Origin of the sequence: Dyadobacter sp. Leaf189 (assembly GCF_001424405.1) — a bacterium.
Lineage (GTDB): Bacteria > Bacteroidota > Bacteroidia > Cytophagales > Spirosomataceae > Dyadobacter.
Genome location: NZ_LMPS01000009.1, coordinates 37,449 through 62,297 on the forward strand (window position 1 = coordinate 37,449; position 24,849 = coordinate 62,297).

Below are 24,849 nucleotides of genomic sequence, written 5' to 3' on the forward strand. Positions count from 1 at the left end.
TTTTAAGAAGAAGCAGTCAATGCACCTGCGAAAGCATTAATCAGGCTGGCACAATTTTCATAATTTCAGAGTCATGCCATCACAACCACTACTTCAATTTACCGGGAAAAGTATATACTGCTCCGTCGCCGATGCGCACATTGATCCGTGGATACCGGTCGATAAGGCGATTATAACACACGCGCACAGCGACCATGCGCGCTGGGGTAGCAAGCATTATCTTGCGCACAAAGACAGTGAGCCTATTTTGAGGCTACGATTGGGACAGGATATTTCTTTGCAAACTGTTGAATACGGTGAGAAATTCGTGATCAATGGCGTTACTTTTTCCCTATACCCCGCCGGACATATTATCGGCTCAGCGCAGATCAGAGTGGAACATAAAGGCGAAGTATGGGTTGCCAGCGGCGATTATAAATTGGAAGACGACCATTTTGCTGTGCCTTACGAACCCGTGAAATGCAACGTTTTTATAACGGAATCTACATTTGGCCTCCCCATATACAAGTGGCAGCCGCAACATGAAGTTATGTCCGAGATAGATACCTGGTTTGCCCAGAATAAAGCCGAAGGAAAAGCCAGTGTTTTAATGGGCTATTCTTTGGGTAAAATGCAGCGGATATTGAAGAACATACAGTTACCCGACGAGCCTATTTACGCCCACGGAGCTATTTATACATTAAACGACAGGCTGCGTCAGGCAGGCTTCGACTTACCTGAATTAACATTAGTCACCAAAGAGACGGACCGCAAGCTATTCCGCGGCGCACTCGTACTAGCCCCGCCTTCGGTAGACAGCAGCACGTGGATCAAGAAATTCAATCCTTATTCCCTAGGTTATTGTTCGGGCTGGATGGCGCTGCGCGGTGCCAAGAACCGCCGCGCCGTGGATCAGGGTTTCGTATTAAGCGATCACGTCGACTGGCCTGACCTGAACAGGGCAGTAAAAGAAACAGGCGCCGAAAAAGTGTTTGTAACGCACGGATATACCAGTATTTTTTCGCGGTGGTTGAACGAAAATGGCATTGAAGCCGGAGAAGTACACACTATGTATGGAAATGAGGACGAAAACGAAGAGGAAGAAGTAGTTCAGGACGCAGCAGTCGCAAGTGAAAGTTACGAACAACACAAAGCCAAACTGGACGATGAAATCGAAAATACATCAAAAGAAAAGTCCCCAACAGGGGATTTAGGGGTGGAAGGAGGCCGCGAACTATGAAACAATTCGCAGAACTTTTCATGAACCTCGACCGTACCAACAAAACCAATGCAAAGGTGGAGTTGCTGAAACAGTATTTCCTGACAGCCTCAGACGAAGATAAAATTTGGGCATTGACCCTTTTTACAGGTCGGAGACCTTCATTTAAGGTCAACCGGACAATGGTAAAAGAATGGGCTGCGCAGGAAGCAAATATTCCGATGTGGCTTTTCCAGGAAAGTTACCATAGCGTGGGCGACCTGGGCGAGACCATCTCTTTGCTTTTACCTAAAAACCAGACTTTTGACTCTGACAAAACCCTGACTGACTGGTTTCACTACCTCGGTATGTTGCCAGGCATGACGGACGAAGAAAAGCGCGACCACATTATTCAGGCCTGGATGCAGCTTTCGCAGCACGAGACTTTCGTTTTCAACAAACTTTTAATGGGCAGTTTCCGCATCGGTGTTTCGCAAACGCTTGTGGTGCGGGCCTTGGCAGAGGCAACGGAAATTGATTCAAATGTGATTGCTCACCGCGTTATGGGCCAGTGGGATCCTGCGGATACTACCTTTGAGAAACTTATATTGGACAAAGGTGAAAACGACAACGCTTCCCGCCCCTACCCTTTTTTCCTTGCTTATGCCATTGAAGGAACGGTGGCCGACCTGGGCCAGCCGGAAGACTGGTTTGCAGAATGGAAATGGGACGGAATCCGCTCACAGATCATTTACCGGAATAACGAACTGTTCATTTGGACGCGGGGAGAAGAGCTTTCGACTGAAAAATTCCCTGAGCTGCATTTCCTGGCGGATGTGCTACCGAATGGAACTGTGCTCGACGGTGAAATTGTGACTTACCAGGACGATCGCCCGATGCCTTTTAATGTGCTGCAAACGCGCATTGGTCGGAAAAATTTATCTAAAAAGGTACTCGAAGAAGCGCCGGTCGCATTTCTGGCTTACGATATTCTGGAAGCAAATGGCGTGGATGTTCGCAGTCACTCGCAGCAGCAGCGCCGGGCAGAGCTGGAAGCACTGCATGCCCAAATGCCAGCACAACGGATATTCAATCTTTCTCCGCTGATTGATTTCAAAGAATGGGAGGAGTTGGCCAACCTGCATTCACTTTCCCGCGAGCAAAATGCAGAAGGGTTTATGATCAAAAGAAAAGCCAGTACTTACCAGGTAGGACGAAAAAAAGGCGATTGGTGGAAATGGAAAATTGATCCGCTGAGCGTCGATGCCGTTTTGATCTATGCCCAAAAAGGCTCCGGCCGGAGAGCGGAGCTGTTTACCGATTACACTTTTGCAGTGTGGGGCGAAGACGGGAAGCTGGTACCGTTTGCCAAAGCGTATTCCGGATTGACAGACCAGGAAATCGGGCAGGTTGATTATTTTATTAAGAGAAATGTACTTGAAAAATTCGGCCCGGTAAGGACGGTGAAGCCTGAGCTGGTTTTTGAGATCGGCTTTGAGGGCATCAATGAATCCACCCGGCATAAGTCAGGTATTGCTGTGCGCTTTCCCAGGATTTTGAGATGGCGGAAAGATAAAAAAGCCGAAGAGGCAGATACTTTGGAGAATTTGAAAGGGATTTTGGAGATGTATAAATGATTAATTAACAAACCACATTCACATAACCTCCATATTCGCGAAACTCCAGTAGGCAAGATATCGCATTTACATGTATTCTTTAAAATCGTCTAGCGGAACATCAAATCATCTGACATTCTGATTGTGCCTTTCATTTTGCCCAGCTCTCGATCGCTGTGAATGGAACTATGTTTTTCCTCAATGAAAGTAATCAAAACCTTCGCCTTATCCCTCACCGGCGGTTCCTCACTTAATGTTACCTGACCATTTTCATAAACTCCTTCGATCGTCGTCCACATATTGGTATAGTTTTATTTGATTAGACAGAACGTTCATTTAGCTTGCTAAATCTAAACATTATTCAATAAGTACTGACAACAACCCGAACCTCCTTGCCAAAATCCCGTGGACATATTATCGCTGAGCAATGGTTTAAGTCCAAAAACTGGAAATGGGCGGATTTTCAAAAGGAAGCGGCGGCTGCTTATTTGGATGGAAAGAGCGGCTTGGTGAATGCGCCTACCGGGAGCGGAAAGACCTATTCACTTTGGGTACCCATTCTCATAAGGCACATTAATTCTCTTCCTGGTAAAGAACCGAAAGCTAATGCGAAAGACCCAAAAGCTAAATCAAAGGAGCCGAAAGTTAAGAAAGGGCTGCAAGTGCTCTGGATCACGCCGCTGCGTGCCTTATCCAAAGATTTGTTCCGCAATATGGAAATGGCGGCGCTGGAAATGAACCTGACCTGGCGCGTCGGAATGCGGACCGGAGATACTAATGCCAAAGACCGCAGCGAGCAGAAAAAACAAATGCCTGATGCGCTGATTATTACACCCGAAAGTCTGCATATTTTATTTGCTCAAAAAAACAATTCGGAGCTGTTCAAAAACCTGCATACCGTTGTCGTAGACGAGTGGCACGAGTTAATGGGCAGCAAACGGGGCACACAAACAGAGCTCGCACTCGCCCGGCTAAGGAAAATGAACCCTGCTTTGCAAACCTGGGGGATTTCGGCGACCATCGGAAACCTGAACGAAGCCAGACAAGTGCTGCTGGGAATGCGTTTTCCGCAAGAGCAGGCGGTGACCATCAAGGCAAATACCGACAAGAAAATTTTAGTAGAAAGTATTATTCCGGATCGCGTTGAAACGCTGCCGTGGTCGGGGTATATGGGCACGCGGTTGGTGGACCAGGTGGTTCAAATTGTGAATCAGAGCAGCACGACATTGCTTTTTACCAATACCAGATCGGGTACCGAGATATGGTACCGGACTATCATTGAAAAATATCCTGAGTTTGCCGGCATTATGGCATTGCACCACGCGTCACTTGACCGTGAAATACGCGACTGGGTGGAAGAGGCTTTGCACGATGAAAGGTTGAAGCTCGTCATCTGCACGGCGAGTCTGGACCTGGGTGTGGACTTCCGGCCGGTAGATACGGTAATTCAGGTCGGCAGCCCGAAAAGCATTGCGCGGTTTATCCAGCGGGCGGGACGCAGTGGCCACCGGCCGGGTGTGGATAGCAAGATCTATTTCTGTCCGACCAATGCACTGGAACTGATCGAGGCGGTTTCGCTCCGGGAAGGTGTTGCCAAAAACATATTGGAAGACCGCCCCCCGGTGGCTCATGCATTTGATGTTTTGGCTCAATGGATGATAACGCTGGCAGTAGGGGAAGGTTTTGACGAAGCGGAATTATTTGAAGAAGTGCGCGACAGTTACGGTTATCAGTATATCAACCGGCAGGAATGGGAGTGGCTTTTGGGATATATAACTACGGGCAGCTCTTCCCTTCTGGTCTATGATGAATATAAAAAAGTGGAACGCGTTAATGGGCGCTATGTAGTTACCAGCCGGCGTATCGCATTGCGCCACCGGCTGAGTATGGGAACGATCGTTTCGGAAACGGGCATTAAGGTGAAGCTGCAAAGCGGGAAGTATCTGGGTACGGTCGAAGAATCTTTTGTAACCTGGATGAAGCCCGGTGACGTGTTTACGTTTGCGGGTATGACCGTCGAGTTTATCAGGATCCATGAAATGACGGTTTCGGTAAAAAAAGCGGAGGGTAAGAAAGGATTTCTGGTTCGCTGGGCGGGAGGAAGAATGCCACTCTCTTCGCAATTATCGGCATTTATCCGTGAGCGCCTGGCTGACGCCATTGAAAACCCGTTTAAGGAAAAAGAGCTTGCCAAAATGCAGCCGCTTTTAGAATTGCAGGCCGAACGTTCCATGATCCCGAAGACAGACGAACTGCTAATCGAGCAATGTGAAACGCGGGAGGGTTGCCATATTTTCATTTTTCCATTTGAAGGCCGACTTGTGCACGAAGGAATGTCGATCATTCTTGCATACCGGCTATCAAAACTCAGCCCGATCACGTTTTCTGTCGCGATGAATGATTATGGATTTGAACTACTTAGTGACCAGTATGTTGACCTTGAAAGTATCTTGCAGAATCACGATCTGTTTTCTACCAAAAACCTCGTGGACGATATTTACCAGAGCGTGAATGCGACTGAAATGGCGAAGCGGAAATTCAGAGAGATTGCTGCGATTTCAGGATTGATGTTTCAGGGTTACCCGGGAAAAAATGTCAAAACAAAACAATTGCAGGCTTCCAGTTCGTTGCTATTTACGGTAATGACCAAATACGAAGACAATAACCTGCTGATCAAGCAAGCTTACCAGGAAGTTTTAACCTACCAGCTGGAAGAAGTACGGATGCGGCAGGCGCTGGACCGGATTGCGACGCAGAAAATTATCGTAAAAAAAACACCGAAACCGACACCATTTTCTTTCCCGATTATGGTGGATCGGCTGAGAGAACAATTAACTTCGGAAAAGCTGGAAGACAGAATCCAGAAAATGATCAAACAGTACAGTAATGCAGATTGAAATCAGAGGGGAACATTTTCAGTTATTAACACAAAAGGCCATTTTTTGGGAGGAAACGCAGACATTATTAATTGGGGACCTGCATTTAGGCAAAATAACTCATTTCAGAAAAGAGGGAATTGCACTGCCTCCCAATGCGATTGACAATAATTTTGCGAGACTGAATGAACTCGTAAAAAACACCGGCGCTACCCGCATTATATTTCTCGGAGATCTTTTTCACAGTCAATACAATGCAGAATGGGAGCTTTTCCGCGACTGGCGGCAAACGCATCATTACATTGAAATGCTGATCGTGATCGGCAACCACGACATCTTGCCCGTGAGCCTCTTCCTTGAAGCCGATCTGGAAGTACATTTAAATGATTACGAGGAAGGTGATTTCGTTTTTACCCACCACCCTAAAACAGAGGCTGTGGAGGACAAATTTGTATTCGCCGGACACGTGCATCCCGTTTTTACTACTTATGGAAAAGGCCGACAGAGCGTCCGCTTACCTTGTTTTGTAGTCGATAACCACCAAGCTATTCTTCCCAGTTTCGGCGTTTTCACTGGCGGGTTCCAAATGGATTTAACCAAAAACCGGAAAATATTTATCACGACTGAAACAAAGGTATTTTCGGTGTGTTGAAGGAAGAGGAGTCAGGAGGAAAGGGAGAAAGGAGGAGGGGGGTGTAAAAACAAAAAGAGACTGCCAGTTAAGACAGCCTCTTCCTTATTATCTGTTCAACTTATATTATTCAACTACGCTCAACTTCACTGTATTCGTCTTGCGCTGTCTCGAAACCGGCATGCTCAGGGTATTGATAAATACATCTCCCTTTTGCAATTCGCCTTTTTCTACCAGGAATGTCTTGATATCCTCGATCAGATCGTCAGTTGAAACGCCCTGGTCGCGGTCGTAATAATACACTTTGGTACCCCAATACAATGCGAGCTGGTTCATCAATACTTTATTGGAAGTAAAAATAATAAGGCTGGCTTTTGGACGGTGGTGTGAAAGACGAAAAGATGTGTAACCTGACCGTGTAATTCCGATAATAGCGCTCGCCTGGGTATCACGGGCAAGGCGGCACGCACTCATTACTACATTGTCATTCAGCTTATACGTGCCAGGACTTTCGTTCACAAATGCGTGGTGCCTGAAATAAATGCTGTTTGTAGATGCTTCCACGCGCTCAATGGTGCGTGTCATGCTTTCAACTGCGAGGATCGGATATTTACCGGAAGCTGTTTCAGCACTTAGCATTACAGCATCAGCTCCATCCAGTACCGAGTTTGCTACGTCGTTCAGCTCGGCACGTGTCGCACGAGGACTGTCGATCATACTTTCCAACATTTGTGTTGCAACGATAACAGGCTTTCCTGCTTTGTTACATTTATCAACGATCATTTTCTGGATCATCGGTACCTCTTCGGCAGGAAGTTCAACCCCCAGGTCACCGCGGGCCACCATGATGCCGTCAGTAGCTTCGATAATCTCGTCGATATTAACGATCGCTTCCGGTTTTTCGATCTTCGCGATCAACCGCGCTGTTTTGCCTTTATTGGCAATGTATTCTTTCACTTTCAGGATCTCAGCAGCCGTACGTACGAACGACAATGCTACCCATTCCACGTCATGTTCAAGACCGAAGTCAAGATCTTCGTAATCCTTGGTAGTTACCGAAGGCATTGAAACCCTTGTATTAGGAAGGTTAACCCCTTTTTTAGATTTCAGATAACCACCGTAAATAACTTCCGTAACTACGTCAGAACCGTCAATGCCTGTTACGAGCACTTCCAGCTTGCCGTCGTCCATCAGAATACGGTCGCCGATTTTTACATCATTATACATTCCGTCGTAAGGAGTACTCACCTTTTCAGCGGTTCCTAATACTTCGGTATTGGAAAGGATCAACTTATTTCCAGGCTCAATCAGAACTCCGTCCTTTTCGGCCACAAGCCCGATACGGATTTTTGGTCCTTGCAAATCCTGCAATACCGCAAGGTTCAATCCATATTCTTCATTGATCTCCCGGATTGTGTTAAGTCTTGCAAGGTGGTCGGCGTGGGTACCGTGAGAGAAATTCAGACGAAATACGTTTACTCCGGCTTTTGCTAATGCGTATAAAGTTTCTTTAGATTCTGAGGCCGGACCTACTGTCGCAACAATTCTGGTTTTTTTGGAAGACATACGGGATTTGCAGTAAGAAATGATTTTTATAAACAGTCCACGTCAATAACGACCTGAATGCTTTTCAAAGTTTTGTCGGTCAAAATGTCAATAACTTTTTCCTGTATAAATGACTTTGCCGCCTTAAAATTAATCTTTTCTCGCTCAAGTTTAATGAGAATGTCGAACAAAAACAGATTTCTTACTCTTTCTACGAGCGGCGGCTGAGGTCCTAAAACGCGGCTTAAACCCAGATTTTCAACCAGCTTCGCAGCCAGTACATGGGCTGCCTTGTTGGCAGTAGCCTCATCGATGTGCTTTACCGTGACTTTAATAAGCCGCGTAAATGGCGGATAGCTGTACTTTTCACGCTCAATGATCTCGGACTCGTACATTCCGATATAGTCATTTTCAATAATTCTTTCAAGCAGCTTTTGTGCCGGATTGGCGGTCTGGATCAGCACTTTGCCCGGCTTATCTGCCCTCCTGCCCGCGCGCCCGCTTACCTGCGTCAACATTTGAAAGGCGCGTTCGGAAGCGCGGAACTCGGGAAAATGGATAATGCGATCGGCATCAAAAATACCGACTACACTTACATTGTCGAAGTCAAGTCCCTTGCTGACCATCTGCGTTCCGACCAGTATGTCGATCCCGCCCTCTTCAAACTCCTGAATGATCTGCTGGTATGCATTCTTCGCCCGCGTAGTATCCAGGTCCATGCGCTGCACCCTGGCTTCGGGGAACATCAGATTAATCTCCTCCTCGATTTTCTCGGTACCATAACCCATTGTTTTCACCTTCGTCGAGCCGCAGTTCGGACAAGTGCGCGGTACTTCTTCTTTATGTCCGCAATAATGGCAGCGCAGCTCCCTGGCTTTCATATGATAAGTCAGGCTTACGTCACAATTCGCGCATTCGGAGATCCAGTTGCATTCTTCGCATTGCATATAAGGCGAGTACCCTCTCCGGTTTTGGAAAAGAATGGTTTGTTCCTTGTGGTTAAGGTTATGCTGCAGCTGATCGATCAGGACGGATGAAAATTCATTTTTCATCTTTTTCATCTTCTTTTCCTTCTTAATATCGATCAGCTCGAAGGTAGGCAAAGCGGCATTTCCAAAGCGCTGCTTCATTTCCACTAAACCGTACCTACCGCTTTTGGAATGATAATAACTTTCAAGTGAGGGAGTTGCGGATCCCAGCAACGTTTTGCCTTTGTGCATATAAGACATAATCACGGCTACATCCCGTGCATTGTAGCGGGGCGCAGGATCGTGCTGCTTGTAGGAGGATTCGTGCTCTTCATCGACGATAATCAATCCAAGATTATCAAAAGGCAGAAAAATCGCCGAGCGTACACCGACGACAAACTGGAACTTTCCATCGAGTATCCCTTTCCAGACTTCCACCCTTTCATTATCGGAGAATTTGGAGTGGTAAATGCCCATTACATCGCCAAAAACCTTCCGCAGCCTTACTACGATCTGTGTGGTCAATGCAATTTCGGGTAAAAGGAAAAGTACCTGCGAGCCGCCTTCCAGTACCTGCCTGATCTGGTCAATGTACACTTCTGTTTTTCCGCTGCCCGTAATGCCGTGGAGCAGGACTACTTCCTTTGTTTTAAAATGCTCCTGAATCTCAGCTGCTGCGAGTTTCTGGGTTTCTGTTAAAGAAATATTGACTGTATTGCCAGCCGGAATATCGTCAAAGCGGGAAATGAAGATTTCAAACTGCTCAAAAATGCCCCGCTTGATCAATGTATTCAAAGACGAAGCAGATACACTTTCATCACCGCCAAAAACAGATTTATCCAACCCTTTTTGATTAAGATCTGGATTATTATAAACGGGAATGTGGCTGAGGTATTTAAGTAAAATATCCTGCTGCTTCGGGCTTTTTTCAAGTGAAGCTGCAAGTGCCGAAAGCGACTCGTTGGTGAGATAGGCATTTGTGAGCCTGATCTTCTTCACCACTTTCGGCTTGTACCGTTCTTTTACTTCCTCGTAAAGGATAACGGCGCGTTTGCCAACAAGCGACTTGATAATCGCCGTGATATTGGACTTCTGCAAAAGCCGTTCTACCTCTTCATACGACAGTGTCTGGTGCTTTTTTATTTCCTCAACAACCAACAGCTCCTGTTCAGTGAGCAGATCTTCGTAGTCAAATTCAGGGTTAATCTGAATGCGCGACTGACTTGTAATTTTCAATCCGGCCGGCAAAGCCACATTCAGTACCTCTCCAATGTTACACAGGTAATATTCGGCTACCCATTTGAAAAGTTCAAGCTGGTGACTGGTGATAATGGGCTGCTCATCCAGTAATTCGAGAATGTATTTGGCCTGGTATTTGGCTGGGGGCGTGCCGTGTATGTGAGCGATTACTGCGGTAATGACCCTTTTTTTTCCAAACTGGACTATCACCCGCGCTCCCACCTTAACCAATCCCGCCATTTCCCTCGGCACCCGATACGTAAAAAGAGCAGGTACCGGAACCGGCAAAATTAAATCAGTAAAAAGGGTGGTTTCTTCCTCAAAAAAGGAGGTCATATTGTGCAACGAAAAAAATAAAAGGCTAAAAGATTCGCTTCCTTCTGGGATGCTGACGAGTGTCAAATATCGCCAGTAGCAGAATATGCGTGTCAGTAGCTTTGTAAATCAGAAGATTGTGTTTGGTAATTACAGCTTCTCGGATTTGCCTCTTTTTAGAAACTAATCGAAAAATCTCGGGATGCTCTGCGACTATCTTGATAATCTTTTCTGTTCTTTTAACAAATGTTCTGATCACCTGTTCGTCCCAGCTTTCTTCAAGATATGCTATTACATTTTGGAAGTTGTCAAGCGCTCGTGGGGACCAAATGATTTTTAAAGCCATTTTGCAAATGTCTCACGTGCTTTCTCGTGGGGTATTCCCTCTCCTCTTTCAATTTGCCTCAGCGACTCGTCTACATCCTGAATGACTTGCTCCGGAAGGTCGGACCATTCATTTTCATGATCAAATTGTCGGAATATGGATTTGACAGCGTCAATTACGTTTTCATCTTCTGTATCCAGAAGCCTTTTCGCCAACTCGATTTTATCAGTTTGTAAGTCCATAACTCAAATTTACAATTTTGTAAGCAGGAAAGAAATGCCCTCAGTCAATCAGCTTCGTATCAATCTCCGGCGCCGTTTCCCAATTGATCATTGCATTGAAAAGCCTGACGGTATTGTAGCTGAAAATGTCAGTTTCTGAAATTTCGCGCTCGCGGATAATCCCCTGATCGAGCAAATACGCCCGTTTCGTGCCGGGCAGCAGGCAGGTGGTTGGCGTAAACCAATCTTTCCCGTCGCTGAATGCCACATTGTAATAATACGCATCAGTTACCCAGCCATTTTTGATGATCAGGATTTCGTCAGATTCTTTCCGTTGCGCAAAAAGCGTGTTCAGCTCCTCACGTTTGTCGTACTTATAGCTGTAATCAACCGTGTCGCTGTAAACGCGCCTGATGCTTTTGACCGTTCGCAGCGTTTGCGGCTCCCATTTGATATTGTCGATTTCTTTCGAGTAAGCCAGCCTGCATTTGTGCATTTCGTCACTTACAGTTTCCGGTATTTCAAGCATTTCTGCAAGATTCCAGTGATCGGTATATCCCCAAAGTTTTTTCCGGGTTTTATTAAGCCGGGCTTCGTGATAGGCCAGATTCTTTAGCTTTCGGTTCTCAACACAGATCGTTTCAATACACAACATGCGGCACAGATTTAAATGGAAGGTACACTTTGTCTACCAATTCCTGGTACTCACTTTTTGCATTGCTTAATGCAGTTATCCCGCCACCGCTTTTAAATACGAGCTTCCCTTTCTGCTCCTCAATAAAGCGGATCATTACCGCACTTTCAAAGTTCTGGCCGTCGAAATAGCCCATTACGCCTGTATAATAGCCTCTGTCATAGCCTTCTGCTTCTTCGATGATCTGTAAAGTACTGGGTTTGGGAGCTCCTGTTACAGAACCAGCTGGCAGCAATTTGAATAATAAGTCTCCGTAATTTCCATTGAAATCTTCGGGTAAAATGCCCGCTATTTCTGAGCTTACCTGCAGCAATGCACTGTCGTAAGCCTGTACCTTATCAATGTACCGGTAACGTTCCACCCAAACCTTATCGGCAACCATACTCAGGTCATTCCTGATCAGGTCCACAATCGTTGCGTGTTCAGCTGCTTCTTTATGATCGGATAAAATTACCTGCGCTGCATTCTCCACCGACGCGTCGATGGTACCTTTCATAGGAAACGACGAAATCCTGTTGCCGGAAACTTTCACGAAAATCTCAGGCGAAAAGCAGACAAACTGGTCTTTCAGCCAGAAACGGTAAGGCGCCTGGCTATTTTCAAAAATTTCCAGCAAGCTGAGATTGGTCTCTACCGGCGTTTGAACCGAAAGATTCAGTAAAAACGAGTTACCTGCGCGGATGTTCTTTATAACGTGCTCAAACCTGGCTTCGTAAGCTTCAAAAGCTACAGGAAACTTTTGGAAGTAAAACTCCGGCGACGCCCCCAGGCTTTGCGACGCCACGTGATTCGAGAATCCATTCAGGTCAAACCGTACTTCTGCCGCATTGATATCCTCCTGCTTCCAAGCAAGTGGTTTTCTCATTTTGTAATCCACAAGAAATACAAAAGGAGTTCCGGCTCTGCCCCACGCATTAAGCTGATCAATAAAAGTCTGGATGCTGTCTGCCAATTTGAAAGGGATATATGCAGATTTAACTGCAAGCGAATTTACAAAGTTCAGAAACCAATCTACCATTTAGCTGGTTAAATTGACGAACCACTTACCTGGTCAATTCGCCCGGTTTTACCAAAAAACATGCTTGAAGTAATGCACATTTACGACGTAATTGTCATCGGAGGCGGTCCCTGCGGACTCGCAATGGGAGTCGAGCTCGCGAAAAGCGGAATGGATTACCTGATCCTGGAAAAAGGCAACCTGACGGAATCAATCAGAAGGTACCCGCGGAGAATGCGCTTCTTTTCCACTGCAGAAAACATTGAAATTGGCGGGATACCGTTCGCGATTTCCGAGGTAAAAGCTAACCGGAACGAAGCATTGCAATATTACCGGAAGGTAGCGGGTTACTATAAGCTTAATTTCAAATTGTTTATCGATGTAGATCGTTCTGAAAAGCAGGCTGATGGTACTTTTCTGACTTACTCCAACGATGGGCAGGTATTTCAGTCAAAGAATGTGGTACTGGCGACGGGCTACTTTGATGTCCCGCGCATGCTGAATGTACCAGGCGAAGATCTGCCGCATGTGTCCCATTATTACGACGAACCTTTCAAATATTCATATACCAATGTAGTGCTGGTAGGTGGCTCCAATTCTTCTGTTGAAGCCGCGCTTGAACTTTATCGCCACGACGCACACGTTACAATTGTCCATAAAGAGGCCGATTTCAGGACAAAAGTGAAGTACTGGCTTGTGCCGGACGTGAAAAACCGTGTGAAAGAAGGGAAGATACATACGCGCTTCAACAGCGTAACAGAAGCGATTGAGCCTGGCCGAATACTGATCCGAAATCTGGAAACGGGTGAAACGGAGTGGCTGCCTGCGGATTTCGTGTTTTTGCTGGTAGGTTACCTGCCCGATGAGCACTTACTGACGCGCTGTGGCGTGGTGCTCAATCCCGTCACGAAAGTACCCACCTTTGATTCGGATACATTTGAAACCAATGTTCCCGGATTATACCTGTGCGGGACGGTTATGGCGGGGGTATTTACCGAAAAGGTATTTATCGAGAACGGACGTGAACATGCGGCGGCAATCGCTGATCATTTGGCTGGCCGGGAAGTACGGAAAGTGAAAGAACTGATTGACCGGATCTGAGCTTTTTTATGCCACGAATGCACGAACCGTCGTTGCCCCGGTGGTCACGAATTTCACTCCTCAACCAAAACCAGCTTGCGTTTTGTCTTTTTGAAAGAAAGCTTGTCGATTTTTCCGATCAGCCCGTTGGCTCCTACTGCATAACCCACGTTTCCTGCAAAGCTGACTGCGTGAAAACCTTCTTTGCCCAAAAACCGCCAGCTTTTGCCGCGGTCGATGGAATAGCTGCTCCCTGACGGGCCAGTTGCCACCAATGCATAATCGTCAGACCGCAATTCGGTCTCTCCTGTCCAGATCGCGTCTGTTTTCTGGTAAATGGCCACACATTCCTTCAACCCGGCTGGATTGGTCATTTTTGATAACTCCCAGGTAACCCCGCCGTCTTTCGTGAGCAATACATTTCGGGTGGAGTCGGTGGTACGTTTGTAATCGCCGCCTACTGCAATCCCATTTTTCTTTGACCAAAACCTTAAACCGAAAATGCCACTGGTTGGTCCGGCCGGCAATGGCGTGGAAGAAACCTGCCAGGTACGCCCGAAATCCTCAGACCTGAAAACGCGCGCCATTTTAGATCCCCCTGTTCCGATATAAGCATTGCTTTTTCCAAATGCGAGCAAAGAGGTACCGCTTGCCGCAAAGCACGCTTCGCCAGGTTCTGCCGCAGGCCGACTTTCCAGTGGCTGCTCCACCCAGCTTTTACCACCATCCTCGGTAGTCAGAATAAACAGTTTTCCATTGATCGGATCTCCGAGACAAATGCCTCTGTTTTTATCCCAAAAGTCGATTCCATCCAGAAAAACCCCATTTTGTGTAGTTTGGTACACAAGGCTCCAGCTCTCTCCGCCATCGTCGGTCCGGTACATTCTGGCTTTGTCCTTCTCGGATTCGCCGGCGCTCATCGCGATCAATGTATTCTTGTTAATGGCATGCACATCGCGAAAATCAAGCGAGTCGGCGCCGGGTACTTTGAAAGTTATCCAGGTCTTTCCGCCATTCACGGTTTTCAGAATTGTGCCTTTTGTACCGCCAATCCAGCAAATAGAAGGCGAAACCGCGTGGACAGCGCGCATGTGAGTAGTAGCTTTGATATCAATGATATTCCATTGCGCAGATGCGGGCTGGACAAGGAACAGCGGATTGAGCATCAAAAGTGCTCTCAGGATCAGCAAGGGGGCTTTCAAGATAGGAATGGGAGAAATTGGCACAGTATTTTTACTACACTCAGTTCTAAGCTTTTATTATCACAAAATAGGAAATTCGTATGAACAAGAATCAAAAATTTCTCGTAGGCGCTCTTGGTGCATTGATTTCAGGCATTGCAATTGGCCTTCTGGTTGCTCCGAAAAATGGTAAAGATGCCCGCAAGTTGCTCAAAAACAAAGCTTATGGCTTGGGCGACAACGCGAAAGACAAATACGAAAAAAGCCTTGAAGAATTATCCGTTTTGGCCGACAAACTGAAAGAAGGTTTTCTGAAAAATGTAAGCTCAGTAAAAGATAAAGCAGGTTCTGTTGCCGATAACGTCAATGACAAAGTCCGCAATGTGGTTAACAACAATGCATAATACTCCTATATTGAGATATTCAAAGGCAGCTTCCTACGAAGCTGCCTTTTTTGTGTCTGCTACTTCGGGATCTTCTGCAAGAGTTCGGCAACAGCCTGGTTCACATCTTCCGTGAAGTTCTTGCTTTTGGAAGGTATAATGCCCGACACACCGCCTTGCCACACCATTCTGTTGTTGTTTGCATCTACGAGGTCAATCATGAGCGTTCCTTCGCGGTATTTCCCGACAACTACCTCCTCACTCTTCCAAGAATAGCGGCGCTGCCCCATATACCTCGGTAAGCCTTCTGTCCGGAAATCCGTTTGCCTGGTCTGCACCTTCTCTTTCACATCCAATGCGATGTTGATTTTCAAATTAGCGTCCCGTGCTTCGTCCAGGCCTTTTGCCTGCAAGTTCTGTGCAACAGCAGCTTTGATGATCCCGACATTCTTCTCAAAATTTTCAGGCATCGTATCACCTGTTGCCTCTATCTCGTAAAAACCGAATGTAGCATAGTCCGACAGCCGGAAATTGTCTTCCTGCTCCGGTTTAAGGATTTTATAGGAACTGCTGCATCCTGCCAGCAGCAGAATTGACAGTCCCCAAAATGCAAAAATGATCTTTTTCATCGTTGCTCCATTGTTAAGTTATCCAATCACACTCCCCAGCTCCTTGGCCGCCGCCATGCTGATCCCTTTGTAAAACATAAACTCACTCATCACGCTATTCTGCTCGTCTTCCGATTTCGCGTGAAGCGCCTGATTTAAACAAACCTTCATTTTCTCCTCGATAAAGGCTTTTTTCAGCCGGAGGATATTTATAAAAGCAGTTTTATCCAAAACGTCAGCCTCGAATGGAACATATATCTCGTATTTTTCTGACCACAGCTCGCTCAGCTCATATTTGCTGGTGAGCCAGCCGATCGTCAGGTTCCTGATCTCGGATTCGTGATGGTTTAGGAAGTAGTCGGTGGGCGGGACATAATTGCGGTTCAGATTTTCTCTGAAAAGCGTCAGCAGGTGTTGAAACACCGCATCTTTGAAGTCAATACCTTCAATTTCGCCCAAAACATACTGGCAAACTGTAATGGTTGGTTCCAGCTCTTTTGTACCAAACAAAACCAGCAATCGCGTAAATGCCTCTTCCTGGTAATACAGCTTGCTTTTTTGAGGCGGCTCGTAGGTTTGTGCCGGCTCGGGCTCGAATATATCCTCCTCGGTAAAGGTAAACCCGTCGGAAAAGCTGCCCAGGTCAGAAGGACCTTCCGGCGCTGCTTTCTGCTGCGAAAAACCTCTATCCGGCTTTTTCTGCGTCTGCTGCTTTCTGACAAGCTTATTACCTTCCGAAATAAGCATTTGTTCATCCACATTCATCATTTCTGATGTGCGATGAAAGAATACCTGTCTTTTAATCGCGTCAGGTATCTTGACGATGCTGCTCACCACCTCGCCGATTACAGCCGCAAGGCGGAAAGGATCATTGCCCGCATCTTGCAATAAAACCTCCGTTTTGAAGGTGATAAAGTCTTTCGAGGCTTTTTTGAGATAAGTTTTAAATGCTTCCGCACCTACTTTCCTGACGTAACTATCGGGATCGTCTCCATCGGGAAAGAGGACGATATTTACATTCAAACCTTCCTCCAAAACAAGGTCCAAACCTCTCAATGCCGCCTTGATCCCCGCAATATCGCCATCGTAAAGAATGGTAACATTGGGTGTAAACCTGCCGATTAGTCTGATTTGCTCAATGGTGAGCGAAGTACCGGAAGATGCAACAACATTCTCGATCCCGGCCTGATGCAGTGAAATTACGTCGGTATAACCTTCTACGAGGTAACAATGGTCGAGCTGGCGGATTGCATTCTTGGCCTGAAAGATCCCGTAGAGTACATCGCTTTTGTGATAAACAGCGGTTTCGGGAGAGTTAAGGTATTTGGGCTGATTTGCCTTTTGCCCGCTCTCTGATTTCAGGATACGCGCGCCAAATGCGATTACCTTGCCTCCTACATGGTGGATCGGGAAAATGACGCGCCCCCTGAACCTGTCGTAACCGCCGCCGCTGCTGCCTTCTCGTGGAATCAGCAAACCCGCTTTTTCCAGTATTTCTGTTGAATATCCTTTTGCAAGTGCCTCTTTGGAAAATGCATCCCAGGTATCCAGACTATATCCCAGCTCAAATTTCTGCCGGATTTCATTGCTGAAACCACGTTCGCGAAAATAGCTGAGCCCTACTGCCTGTCCTTCATCCGAATGTTGGAGCTGGTGCTGATAGAAATTCTTGGCAAAATTGAGGATAATGTAAAGGCTCTCGCGCTCATTCTGACGGAGGGTCTCTTCGTCCGTCATTTCCTCCTCTTCAATCTCGATATTGTATTTATTGGCCAGGTAACGCAATGCTTCTCCGTAGCCAACATTGTCAACATCCATCACGAACTTAATGGAGTCCCCCGCGGCGCCGCAGCCGAAGCATTTATAAATCTGCCTGACCGGGTTTACATTGAATGATGGCGTTTTTTCATTATGGAAAGGACAGCAAGCCGAGTAGTTTGCGCCCTTCTTTTTCAGGGATACAAAATCCCCTACTACCTCGACAATGTCGGCGGCCAGCTTGATCCGCTCTACGGTTTCGGGATTGATCCTCATTTTTGTAATCGATTAGAGTATGTAACCTGTTCTGCTCACAGGGAGTGAAATATACTTACATAACACATTTGTAAGAAAAATTAGTTACACGAATGTAATCAGGTGGCAACCTATGGGCAATATTTGAATATTATTTGCGTAAATTTGAAGCCTAAAACGGGGTTTGGCAAAATTCTTTTCCAGAATTGTCCATTATTTTCTTATTAGAATTTAGAAAATCACATCTTAAAGTTTTTTTCTAATTACTTTAGTTTGTTATTTTGCGGTATTAGAACCAGAATTCGAACCATCAAATAATTTGATATAGATATTAAAAATATAGTGTGTGTATAGTGTGAAACAGGGCATGGAAACTTTCTATGCCTTTGTTTTTTTGGAGCTTTCCAAAATTTTACATTCCAATGCACTGCTATAAAGCGACATCAGCTGTTCGATCACCGGAGTTTCCTCACTCTCAATTCGTTTACCGGGAAGCAAATCTTCTGCCTTCCTGATCTCAGTTTCCAGATCCATCTCATTTAAATCATTGTAAACCTGGCAGTAAGGTGATCTTTCCACCACGGCGGAAGCAAGTACTGCTACATTCAGTTGAAGTGCTTCGTGAATGGACAATGAAACGCCGTCAGTGGTAGTATTCCTGATAAATGCGTCTGCTATCTGCAACACATTCCTGAAATCGTGCGGAATGGAGATGAAGAGAACATTCGTCGGAAGCTCGCCGCATAAATCTGATATGTAGCGAATGTAAGCAGCGGAAGGATCGGAAATGACCAGTCCAAACGCGGGCTGTTGTGAGATGTAAGTAACCAGATCCGAAATCCCGTAAGTTTCCTTTTGGTTTTTGTCAAAAGTCAGGTTCCATGCATTGGTACAAACAATTATCCTGTGCTGCTTCCTGAACTCCGCCAGCTTTGAGCTCGTACACTTATCGAGTGGAACTATATAATCAGAGGGCAAAAACGTCGAGATCAGCCTGGCAGATTTGTTGCATTCCAGTGCTTTTTGCAAGCTTTCTTCATTCTGAACAATGGGAATGGAGCAAAGCCACGCCGACCAGCTTACCAGTACATTCCCCCAGAAAGTATACCGGCCCCAGTTTCCATGGTAAGCAATGATTAGTTTCCTGAATGTAAGTCTGCAAAATAGCGCTAACAGAACCTGCCAGGCGGGATTTGAGATATGAAGGTGTATCACCTCGTAGCGGCACAATTTGAAAAAACATCGAACCGGCCCGTGTTGCAAGTCAGCGAAGTCAAAGTTGTTAAAACCTTCTTTTTCGAGGTTTTCCACCAGTCGCTTCACATGCATGGTTACCCCGCCGATTGGTGGCGGCACTTTTCCAATGATGAGCAATCTACGCATTCGATAGAGGTGACTTGCGCAGACTTTCGGAATAAAAATAAAGACAAAGCAACAACACCGGCGCAATGCAGTTGATCGTCAGGCTTTTCGCAGGAATGATCACAAAGACGCTCCCGACTGTATGATTAAAAACCAGGTAAACCACCAGTGCAAGTGGCAGCACCTTGTACATTCTCCCCGCATTGGACGCGCTTACAAGCATAGTGCCGCATTGAACAAAAACAGAATACATCAGTATCGCACCGATCAGCCCATTCTCGGCCATTAACGTATACCAAAGTGAATGCGCCTCCCTGTACCCTGGTCCGAGCACCTCAAAGCTCCCGGTACCATGCCCAAAAACCGGACTTTCCAGAAAAAGACTGTGTGCAACAGCATGTATCTCCCCTCTTCCGCTGGTTTCGAGAAGTCTGCCGAAGATTGAATGCGTGGCCAAGTCACCAAACCGAAGCTTCCAGAAATAGGTAAGTCCTGCATTGTCAGTAGCAGGCGCTGTCCAGGGCACAGTCAAAATCAGCAGTCCGAGAACACCTGCAAACATCCAGAACAACCACCTTCCAAAACTGAATGTATTTGTAATAATCAGATAAGGGATGATGAGCAGCACTGCGCCGCGGGAAAATGAAAACAAAACGACACCCAGGAAAACCGAAGTCAAAAAGATAACTAAGCCGGCCCGCGAGCGTTGTCGCCTGGCATACAGCAATGCAAATGGCCAGAGTAACACGAAATACGCCATTGTTACATTGGTATCTGTGATATTCCGTGTAGCCAGTAAGTTGTCAGATCCTTTGTAACTAGCGCCGGCCGCCACAAGACCGAAGGTTCCGGCCCCGAGAATGATATAAAGCAGACACAGGTAGCTTTCCAATCTAGCCCGAAAATCAGACGATTGCATTGCAGCGGACAGATATACAAGATAACAGGGCAATGTAACCAGTGTAAGTACTGTGGCGCCAAAAACCACGTTGCCGAGATTAGGTGATATGCAGAGGAAAAAGACATTCGAGCCAGTCCAGCTGACCAAAAAAAGTTGCTCCTTTCTGTTCAGTTTACATGCGGATCGCACAAAGAAGTTGATCAAATAGGTGTCAAGGATCAAAAAAGGCAGCAGCCGCCACAGCGAGTTTGCGCCGGCAGGGAATGCATATTTTTGAAATAAATGCAAAAACTGGGTAAATACCGGGATCGATAACACATGAAAAAGCTTGTGTGGCGAGAACGTAAACAAGGCGACGACGCAGTAGATGTAAAACGAAAAAACAACTAGCGCCTGAAAACCGCTCTCGCCAAAATGGAGCAAAGCCGGACAAAGCCAGGATACAATCAGGGCTATACTCAGCGATAACAGGCATTTCCAGCCTGCTTCTGCAATTAAGCCAGCCATTCGTCGACGTAACGCATCATGCGTGAAACACTACCACCTGCCTGTATGGGCGCGTGAGCGCTGAGCGCGGCTTGGGTAAATGCACTTTGAGAACGCTTCCGGAGTACCTGATCGAGGTGATCAAACAATTCCTGCTTGCTTAAAACCAGTTTGCCAACTTTGAACGCATTAAGCGGCAGCTGGTGGGAGTAATCATATAATCGCCTCACGGACTGGCTGTAAGGAAGCTCCTCATTTCCATCATACCCGATGTTCACAACAGGCTTTCCGCAGGCAGCGGCATCCAGGCGCATGGTCGAAGCAACCTGCACGCACACGGTACAGCTGTAAATTGTATCGGTAAGCAAATCCAGGAAGTTCAGCTCAGGAAGAGAGGTGCACGCCGAAGACCGGCAGACTCTTACCGTACGCTCCGACAGATATTCTTTGTAGTAAGCCAGTTGATCAGCAGGATGCAGCCGGATGAGCAATATTGTATTAAGCCTCCTTTTACAATATTCCAGCAGATCTTCCACAATGTGACGCTGGTTTGGAAAATGCCTGGGTGCGCTTGTTGCAAAAAGAATGATATCGGCAGAGCCGGAAATAGAAAGCTTTCTTTTGAAGTTTAAAAGTGATATCTCATTCGGCTTCCTTTTCACGTAAACATCAAACCTGGGAACCCCGGTAACACAAATCCGCGGTATGGGCTGAAATCCGGAATAGAAGTTCTCGAATTCGCATTTCATTACTTCATTCCAGACAAGCACATAGTCGTGATTTGCATTGATCATTCCCTTTGAAGTGAGGTTATCCCAGCTAATGATGATAGCCAATGCAGGTACTTTCTGGCGGGCAAGCCTGTTTACGATTGCATTCTCCCTGCTGTCAAGCGGTGACGAAGAAATGACGCCGGCCAGGCCAGGATTGGGTAAACCGGGTTGCGCGATCCTCGAAGAGAGCAGTATGATCGCTTTTCGGACAAAGTTCAGGAGCCAGCGGGCAAGCATTCCTGACCCTATAAGCCAGCCTAAACCATGCACAACCCGGCGAATAAAGATGCTTTGTTCCAGCAACTTAACCCTGTGCGTATTGGCTTTGAACAAGTTAAAAAACAAGAACTTTTCAAAAAGTCTCAGCAGGCGCAAAACCGGAGGTTCTTTCCCGAAGGAAATGCTGACAAGCGTAAGCTGGATTTCGAAGTACCTGTTGATCTTTACAATGTCGGCTTCCTGAATGAAATCGGAAAGGATCTGGACGCTGTACTTGTCAGCAAGCTTTTGTATAAATCCCGTGTGGATCAGATTAATGGCCGCAAAATGATTAGTGATAAGCACTAACAGTTTTCTTTTTGAAGGTTCTTCCATAGATGAATGTGGTTCTGCGCCATTTCCCAATCTGAAAAAGTATCGATGTTAATGTCAGGCTCATCCTCTGTCAGCAAGCTGGCGATCTTCCCGCCTACCAGCATTCCTTCCTGGATCAGGGCAGTTTTAGAAATGTATATTTTTCCATCGCGATAGTAGTTGTCGGGCAGGTCCTGCCGCCGCGAAATGAGCTGCGTGCTATCATTGACAACTTTGTATAGCCCCTGCTCCCCGGCCTGAAAAGCCCAGCTGGGATGAAAACGATCGGGAATTTTACGAACGGTGATCAGGCTATCCGCGCCCGAAGCAATCAAGTATTTCGCCGCCCTGTCGATCAGATCTGCACTTCGGAAGGGCGACGTAGGTTGCAGGAGCATTACAAAATCGAATGCACACCCGAATCTGGAGTAGAAGTCGAGGGAGTGCTTTACTACTTCAAGCGAGCTTGCAACATCCGTAGCCAGGCTTTCGGGTCTTACAAATGGAACTGTTATCCCTGAAAACTGCTGTGCATATTGGAGGATCTTGTAACAATCGCTCGACACAATTACCGTGTTCAATAACTTCGCTTTCAATGCCGCCTGGATCGTGTAGTAGATCAGAGGCTTGCCGCCAAGTAATTTCAAATTCTTGTTGTAAATACCCTTTGAGCCGCCGCGAGCGGGAATTACGCCTAATATTCTGCTGGTGGTTTTCATCAGTAAGTGATTTTCTTTTCAAATGTGAGGGGGATTTCGGCAAGCAGGTCGGCGATTTGCTGACCTGCATTTCCTTTTCCGTAAATGAAATCGGGCGCAAATCTGACGCGCGCCAGCTGTCTTTCAGCAGCTTCCATAATGGAGTCACTGGCATGTTTTGCATCTACTACATTCTGCCCGCGCTCCCGCCCGTCCTGCCGGTTACCGATATTCACTGCCGGTATGCCCAGCGTAGCTCCTTCCCTGATCCCGCAGCTGGAATTCCCGATCAAACAAGCCGCTTTATTGAGCAGTTTCAGGAAATGCTCCGGACGCATGTTGTTGAAGAAGTGAAATGGAAGCAATGTATTCTGGCCGTAAAAACTGCTTATCCGATGAAATGTCCCGCCCGTGCCCGGATCGGCATTCGGGAAAAACCATAACACAGGTAGCTGCAGTGAGATCAATGCGGTCAATGTATTGTTGAGCTGCTCCTCAGACTTATGTGGCTCCGTACTGACAGGATGCTGCAAAACCATCAGGTAAGGCTGCTGCAAATCAGGCTTGCTTCCGATCCCACCGTATAGTGTATACGGATTAAAATCGATGTCAGGATTTTTCAGTACATCAATGACAATGTCCAGCGAAGGACAGCCGGTAAAGAATATCCGACCAGGCTCCTCGCCCATTTTGATCAGCCTTTTACGCGCCTCTGCCGTTGCTACAAAATGGATATCCGCCAGCTTGGTAATTGCGTGACGTACCTTCTCATCAATGTTCCCCGTCACCTCTCCGCCTTGCACATGCGCCAGCGGAATGTTCATATAAGCAGCAGCAATCGCTGTGGCCATTGTTTCAAACCTGTCGGCAATGGTAACGACCACGTCAGGCCGGATCTTCTCGAATACGCTGGCGAGTTCTGTGATGCCGGAAGCTGTGGTCACCGCCGCCGACGTACGCTTGTCGCCGGTATTTGCATTCGCGATCCTGGCCACAATCGGGAAACCGTCATCAACAATGTGACTTACTACCTGTCCGTATCGTTCAAGCAAAGCGCTGGAAGCAACTATGAGCTGTAATTCGAGAGCGGCGTGTTTTTGTATGGCGGCTAATAGGGTTTTTGAGCGGCTATAACTTGCCCTCGCTGTAATCACGACACAAACTTTCCTCATGTCAAATGTGATTAGCAGTCAAAAAATCCCATTGAGTTATGTTTTCCCGCAGCTTGCTCCCAAGTATTTCTGCAAACCTTTTGGCCTCAATACCGTGGCCAGCCGGTTTCTTGGATTCAAGGTCTTCTATGGAAATAACATGCCCTTTTTCAAGTGATTTATTGATTGCCAAAGATTTGCCAAACTGGACTTTTAACTTTTGAAAATGTGCATTATCGGCTTTATCAACGGGGTTCTGAAAAGCACTTTCGATTGCACGTACTCCCCGTGCAAGCTGAAAAACCTGATCTACCGTCAAAGAAGAAGACGTATCCGGCCCCGGCATTCTTTTGTCGAAGGTCACATGAAATTCCAGTAGGTCGGCGCCCGAGGCAGCTGCGGCGAGGCAGGCAAAAACGTCTCCGGAATGATCTGAAAAGCCGACTGGCAATTGATATCGGTTTTTGAATTCATGAATTACATTGATCCCCCATTGATCGGGCTGGGTGGGGTAAGAAGTGGTGCATTGTAAAATGGAGAGCGGACAATTGTACCGGCGCAGGAAGGCGATCGTTTCATCCAGTTCATCCGGCGAGCTCATTCCTGACGACAGGATCATCTCCTTACCAAGCCGTGCGATCCGGTCAAGCATCAGGAAGTTTTCAACCTCACCCGACGCAATCTTAAATCGCGATACCCCCATATTTTCCAACATCGTGACAGCCGCCACAGAGAAGGTGCTCGGTATAAAATCAAGCTGGTAGTACTCACAATGCCGCTTCAAACCAATCCATTGCTCTTTTGTAAACTCCATTCGCCTCCAATAAGCCATTCTCGTCAGGTCTGGAAATGAGAATGGGTTCCGAAAAGGCTCGTAGATACTACTTTCCGCATCGGCAATGTGCACCTGAAACTTGATTGCATTAACTCCCGACTGCGCCACTGCATCAATGTACGCGTGGGCCATGGCGACACTACCCTCGTGCGCCTGCCCGATCTCACAGATCATGTAAATCCCTTTCATAACTTTTTAGTT

Annotated in this window: 22 protein-coding genes; 6 read left to right on the forward strand and 16 right to left on the reverse strand. The window is 46.7% G+C overall.

Annotated features, from left to right (window positions below):
* The first annotated feature begins 73 nt into the window (after window positions 1-73).
* Both ASG33_RS24565 and ASG33_RS24570 read left to right on the forward strand, forming a co-directional pair.
* Entirely contained in the window at window positions 74-1,219 is a 1,146-nt protein-coding gene (locus ASG33_RS24565) for a ligase-associated DNA damage response exonuclease (protein WP_056291868.1), read from the forward strand.
* Complete coding sequence (locus tag ASG33_RS24570) at window positions 1,216-2,814, forward strand: ATP-dependent DNA ligase (RefSeq protein WP_056291871.1); 1,599 nt, start codon at window positions 1,216-1,218, stop codon at window positions 2,812-2,814. Before ASG33_RS24565 ends, ASG33_RS24570 begins: the two co-directional genes overlap by 4 nt.
* Before the next feature lie 89 nt (window positions 2,815-2,903).
* Here the strand turns inward: ASG33_RS24570 and ASG33_RS24575 are convergent, their stop codons facing one another.
* A complete protein-coding gene (locus tag ASG33_RS24575; protein ID WP_056291874.1) occupies window positions 2,904-3,092 on the reverse strand; it encodes a hypothetical protein in 189 nt (62 codons plus the stop codon).
* Window positions 3,093-3,185: 93 nt separating this feature from the next.
* Here ASG33_RS24575 and ASG33_RS24580 point away from each other — a divergent pair, with 93 nt between their 5' ends.
* Complete coding sequence (locus ASG33_RS24580) at window positions 3,186-5,690, forward strand: ligase-associated DNA damage response DEXH box helicase (protein WP_056291876.1); 2,505 nt, start codon at window positions 3,186-3,188, stop codon at window positions 5,688-5,690.
* Window positions 5,680-6,321, forward strand: coding sequence for a ligase-associated DNA damage response endonuclease PdeM (gene pdeM / locus ASG33_RS24585; protein WP_056291880.1), 642 nt, complete (start codon window positions 5,680-5,682; stop codon window positions 6,319-6,321). The genes ASG33_RS24580 and pdeM overlap by 11 nt, the downstream gene beginning before the upstream one ends.
* A 105-nt stretch (window positions 6,322-6,426) precedes the next feature.
* On the opposite strand, the gene pyk is transcribed toward pdeM, so the two are convergent.
* Genes pyk through ASG33_RS24615 form a run of 6 tightly spaced genes read right to left on the reverse strand, consistent with a single transcriptional unit; the run spans window position 6,427 to window position 12,625 of the window.
* On the reverse strand, window positions 6,427-7,866 hold the full coding sequence (pyk, locus tag ASG33_RS24590) for a pyruvate kinase (protein WP_056291883.1): 1,440 nt from the start codon (window positions 7,864-7,866) through the stop codon (window positions 6,427-6,429).
* Window positions 7,867-7,892: 26 nt separating this feature from the next.
* Window positions 7,893-10,388, reverse strand: coding sequence for a primosomal protein N' (priA, locus tag ASG33_RS24595; RefSeq protein ID WP_056291884.1), 2,496 nt, complete (start codon window positions 10,386-10,388; stop codon window positions 7,893-7,895).
* A 25-nt stretch (window positions 10,389-10,413) separates the two neighbouring features.
* The gene (locus ASG33_RS26345; RefSeq protein WP_056291886.1) at window positions 10,414-10,713 is read right to left on the reverse strand and encodes a type II toxin-antitoxin system RelE/ParE family toxin; all 300 of its coding nucleotides are present in this window, start codon (window positions 10,711-10,713) and stop codon (window positions 10,414-10,416) included.
* Window positions 10,704-10,934: a hypothetical protein gene (locus tag ASG33_RS24605; RefSeq protein ID WP_056291890.1), complete on the reverse strand. Its 231-nt coding sequence runs from the start codon at window positions 10,932-10,934 to the stop codon at window positions 10,704-10,706. Before ASG33_RS24605 ends, ASG33_RS26345 begins: the two co-directional genes overlap by 10 nt.
* A gap of 40 nt (window positions 10,935-10,974) precedes the next feature.
* Window positions 10,975-11,568, reverse strand: coding sequence for an aminotransferase class IV (locus tag ASG33_RS24610; RefSeq protein WP_056291893.1), 594 nt, complete (start codon window positions 11,566-11,568; stop codon window positions 10,975-10,977).
* Window positions 11,555-12,625: an aminodeoxychorismate synthase component I gene (locus ASG33_RS24615; protein WP_082489400.1), complete on the reverse strand. Its 1,071-nt coding sequence runs from the start codon at window positions 12,623-12,625 to the stop codon at window positions 11,555-11,557. The genes ASG33_RS24610 and ASG33_RS24615 overlap by 14 nt, the downstream gene beginning before the upstream one ends.
* Window positions 12,626-12,697: 72 nt before the next feature.
* Between ASG33_RS24615 and ASG33_RS24620 the strand changes: the two genes are divergently transcribed.
* Entirely contained in the window at window positions 12,698-13,705 is a 1,008-nt protein-coding gene (locus ASG33_RS24620) for a YpdA family putative bacillithiol disulfide reductase (protein ID WP_056292320.1), read from the forward strand.
* A 53-nt stretch (window positions 13,706-13,758) separates the two neighbouring features.
* Here the strand turns inward: ASG33_RS24620 and ASG33_RS24625 are convergent, their stop codons facing one another.
* The gene (locus ASG33_RS24625) at window positions 13,759-14,886 is read right to left on the reverse strand and encodes a YCF48-related protein (protein ID WP_229238850.1); all 1,128 of its coding nucleotides are present in this window, start codon (window positions 14,884-14,886) and stop codon (window positions 13,759-13,761) included.
* 80 nt (window positions 14,887-14,966) lie between these two features.
* Here ASG33_RS24625 and ASG33_RS24630 point away from each other — a divergent pair, with 80 nt between their 5' ends.
* On the forward strand, window positions 14,967-15,269 hold the full coding sequence (locus tag ASG33_RS24630) for a YtxH domain-containing protein (protein WP_056291895.1): 303 nt from the start codon (window positions 14,967-14,969) through the stop codon (window positions 15,267-15,269).
* A 59-nt stretch (window positions 15,270-15,328) separates the two neighbouring features.
* On the opposite strand, the gene ASG33_RS24635 is transcribed toward ASG33_RS24630, so the two are convergent.
* From ASG33_RS24635 to ASG33_RS24670, 8 genes are all read right to left on the reverse strand, one after another.
* Window positions 15,329-15,877 carry a DUF4136 domain-containing protein gene (locus tag ASG33_RS24635; RefSeq protein WP_056291901.1) on the reverse strand — a complete coding sequence of 183 codons (549 nt, stop codon included), beginning with the start codon at window positions 15,875-15,877 and terminating at the stop codon, window positions 15,329-15,331.
* A gap of 18 nt (window positions 15,878-15,895) precedes the next feature.
* Entirely contained in the window at window positions 15,896-17,890 is a 1,995-nt protein-coding gene (gene dnaG, locus ASG33_RS24640; RefSeq protein ID WP_056291904.1) for a DNA primase, read from the reverse strand.
* Window positions 17,891-18,247: 357 nt separating this feature from the next.
* Window positions 18,248-19,252, reverse strand: a complete 1,005-nt coding sequence (locus ASG33_RS24645) for a glycosyltransferase (RefSeq protein WP_056291909.1) — start codon at window positions 19,250-19,252, stop codon at window positions 18,248-18,250.
* Window positions 19,245-20,639, reverse strand: a complete 1,395-nt coding sequence (locus ASG33_RS24650) for an O-antigen ligase (RefSeq protein WP_056291917.1) — start codon at window positions 20,637-20,639, stop codon at window positions 19,245-19,247. The genes ASG33_RS24645 and ASG33_RS24650 overlap by 8 nt, the downstream gene beginning before the upstream one ends.
* Entirely contained in the window at window positions 20,627-21,955 is a 1,329-nt protein-coding gene (locus tag ASG33_RS24655; RefSeq protein ID WP_162242773.1) for a CDP-glycerol glycerophosphotransferase family protein, read from the reverse strand. Before ASG33_RS24655 ends, ASG33_RS24650 begins: the two co-directional genes overlap by 13 nt.
* On the reverse strand, window positions 21,955-22,683 hold the full coding sequence (locus ASG33_RS24660) for a cytidylyltransferase domain-containing protein (protein ID WP_056291922.1): 729 nt from the start codon (window positions 22,681-22,683) through the stop codon (window positions 21,955-21,957). The genes ASG33_RS24655 and ASG33_RS24660 overlap by 1 nt, the downstream gene beginning before the upstream one ends.
* Entirely contained in the window at window positions 22,683-23,834 is a 1,152-nt protein-coding gene (neuC, locus tag ASG33_RS24665; RefSeq protein ID WP_056291925.1) for a UDP-N-acetylglucosamine 2-epimerase, read from the reverse strand. The genes ASG33_RS24660 and neuC overlap by 1 nt, the downstream gene beginning before the upstream one ends.
* A gap of 1 nt (window position 23,835) precedes the next feature.
* Complete coding sequence (locus ASG33_RS24670) at window positions 23,836-24,837, reverse strand: N-acetylneuraminate synthase family protein (protein ID WP_056291928.1); 1,002 nt, start codon at window positions 24,835-24,837, stop codon at window positions 23,836-23,838.
* Window positions 24,838-24,849 lie beyond the last annotated feature (12 nt).

Excerpts from the sequence above, each read along its gene's own strand:
- priA (WP_056291884.1), bottom strand. The coding sequence starts at position 10,388 with ATGACCTCCTTTTTTGAGGAAGAAACCACCCTTTTTACTGATTTAATT.
- ASG33_RS24565 (WP_056291868.1), top strand. The coding sequence starts at position 74 with ATGCCATCACAACCACTACTTCAATTTACCGGGAAAAGTATATACTGC.
- ASG33_RS24645 (WP_056291909.1), bottom strand. The coding sequence starts at position 19,252 with ATGCGTAGATTGCTCATCATTGGAAAAGTGCCGCCACCAATCGGCGGG.
- ASG33_RS24615 (WP_082489400.1), bottom strand. The coding sequence starts at position 12,625 with ATGGTAGATTGGTTTCTGAACTTTGTAAATTCGCTTGCAGTTAAATCT.
- ASG33_RS24620 (WP_056292320.1), top strand. The coding sequence starts at position 12,698 with ATGCACATTTACGACGTAATTGTCATCGGAGGCGGTCCCTGCGGACTC.
- ASG33_RS24605 (WP_056291890.1), bottom strand. The coding sequence starts at position 10,934 with ATGGACTTACAAACTGATAAAATCGAGTTGGCGAAAAGGCTTCTGGAT.
- pdeM (WP_056291880.1), top strand. The coding sequence starts at position 5,680 with ATGCAGATTGAAATCAGAGGGGAACATTTTCAGTTATTAACACAAAAG.
- neuC (WP_056291925.1), bottom strand. The coding sequence starts at position 23,834 with ATGAGGAAAGTTTGTGTCGTGATTACAGCGAGGGCAAGTTATAGCCGC.
- pyk (WP_056291883.1), bottom strand. The coding sequence starts at position 7,866 with ATGTCTTCCAAAAAAACCAGAATTGTTGCGACAGTAGGTCCGGCCTCA.
- ASG33_RS24630 (WP_056291895.1), top strand. The coding sequence starts at position 14,967 with ATGAACAAGAATCAAAAATTTCTCGTAGGCGCTCTTGGTGCATTGATT.
- dnaG (WP_056291904.1), bottom strand. The coding sequence starts at position 17,890 with ATGAGGATCAATCCCGAAACCGTAGAGCGGATCAAGCTGGCCGCCGAC.
- ASG33_RS24670 (WP_056291928.1), bottom strand. The coding sequence starts at position 24,837 with ATGAAAGGGATTTACATGATCTGTGAGATCGGGCAGGCGCACGAGGGT.
- ASG33_RS24610 (WP_056291893.1), bottom strand. The coding sequence starts at position 11,568 with ATGTTGTGTATTGAAACGATCTGTGTTGAGAACCGAAAGCTAAAGAAT.
- ASG33_RS24635 (WP_056291901.1), bottom strand. The coding sequence starts at position 15,877 with ATGAAAAAGATCATTTTTGCATTTTGGGGACTGTCAATTCTGCTGCTG.
- ASG33_RS24575 (WP_056291874.1), bottom strand. The coding sequence starts at position 3,092 with ATGTGGACGACGATCGAAGGAGTTTATGAAAATGGTCAGGTAACATTA.
- ASG33_RS24570 (WP_056291871.1), top strand. The coding sequence starts at position 1,216 with ATGAAACAATTCGCAGAACTTTTCATGAACCTCGACCGTACCAACAAA.
- ASG33_RS24660 (WP_056291922.1), bottom strand. The coding sequence starts at position 22,683 with ATGAAAACCACCAGCAGAATATTAGGCGTAATTCCCGCTCGCGGCGGC.
- ASG33_RS24650 (WP_056291917.1), bottom strand. The coding sequence starts at position 20,639 with ATGGCTGGCTTAATTGCAGAAGCAGGCTGGAAATGCCTGTTATCGCTG.
- ASG33_RS26345 (WP_056291886.1), bottom strand. The coding sequence starts at position 10,713 with ATGGCTTTAAAAATCATTTGGTCCCCACGAGCGCTTGACAACTTCCAA.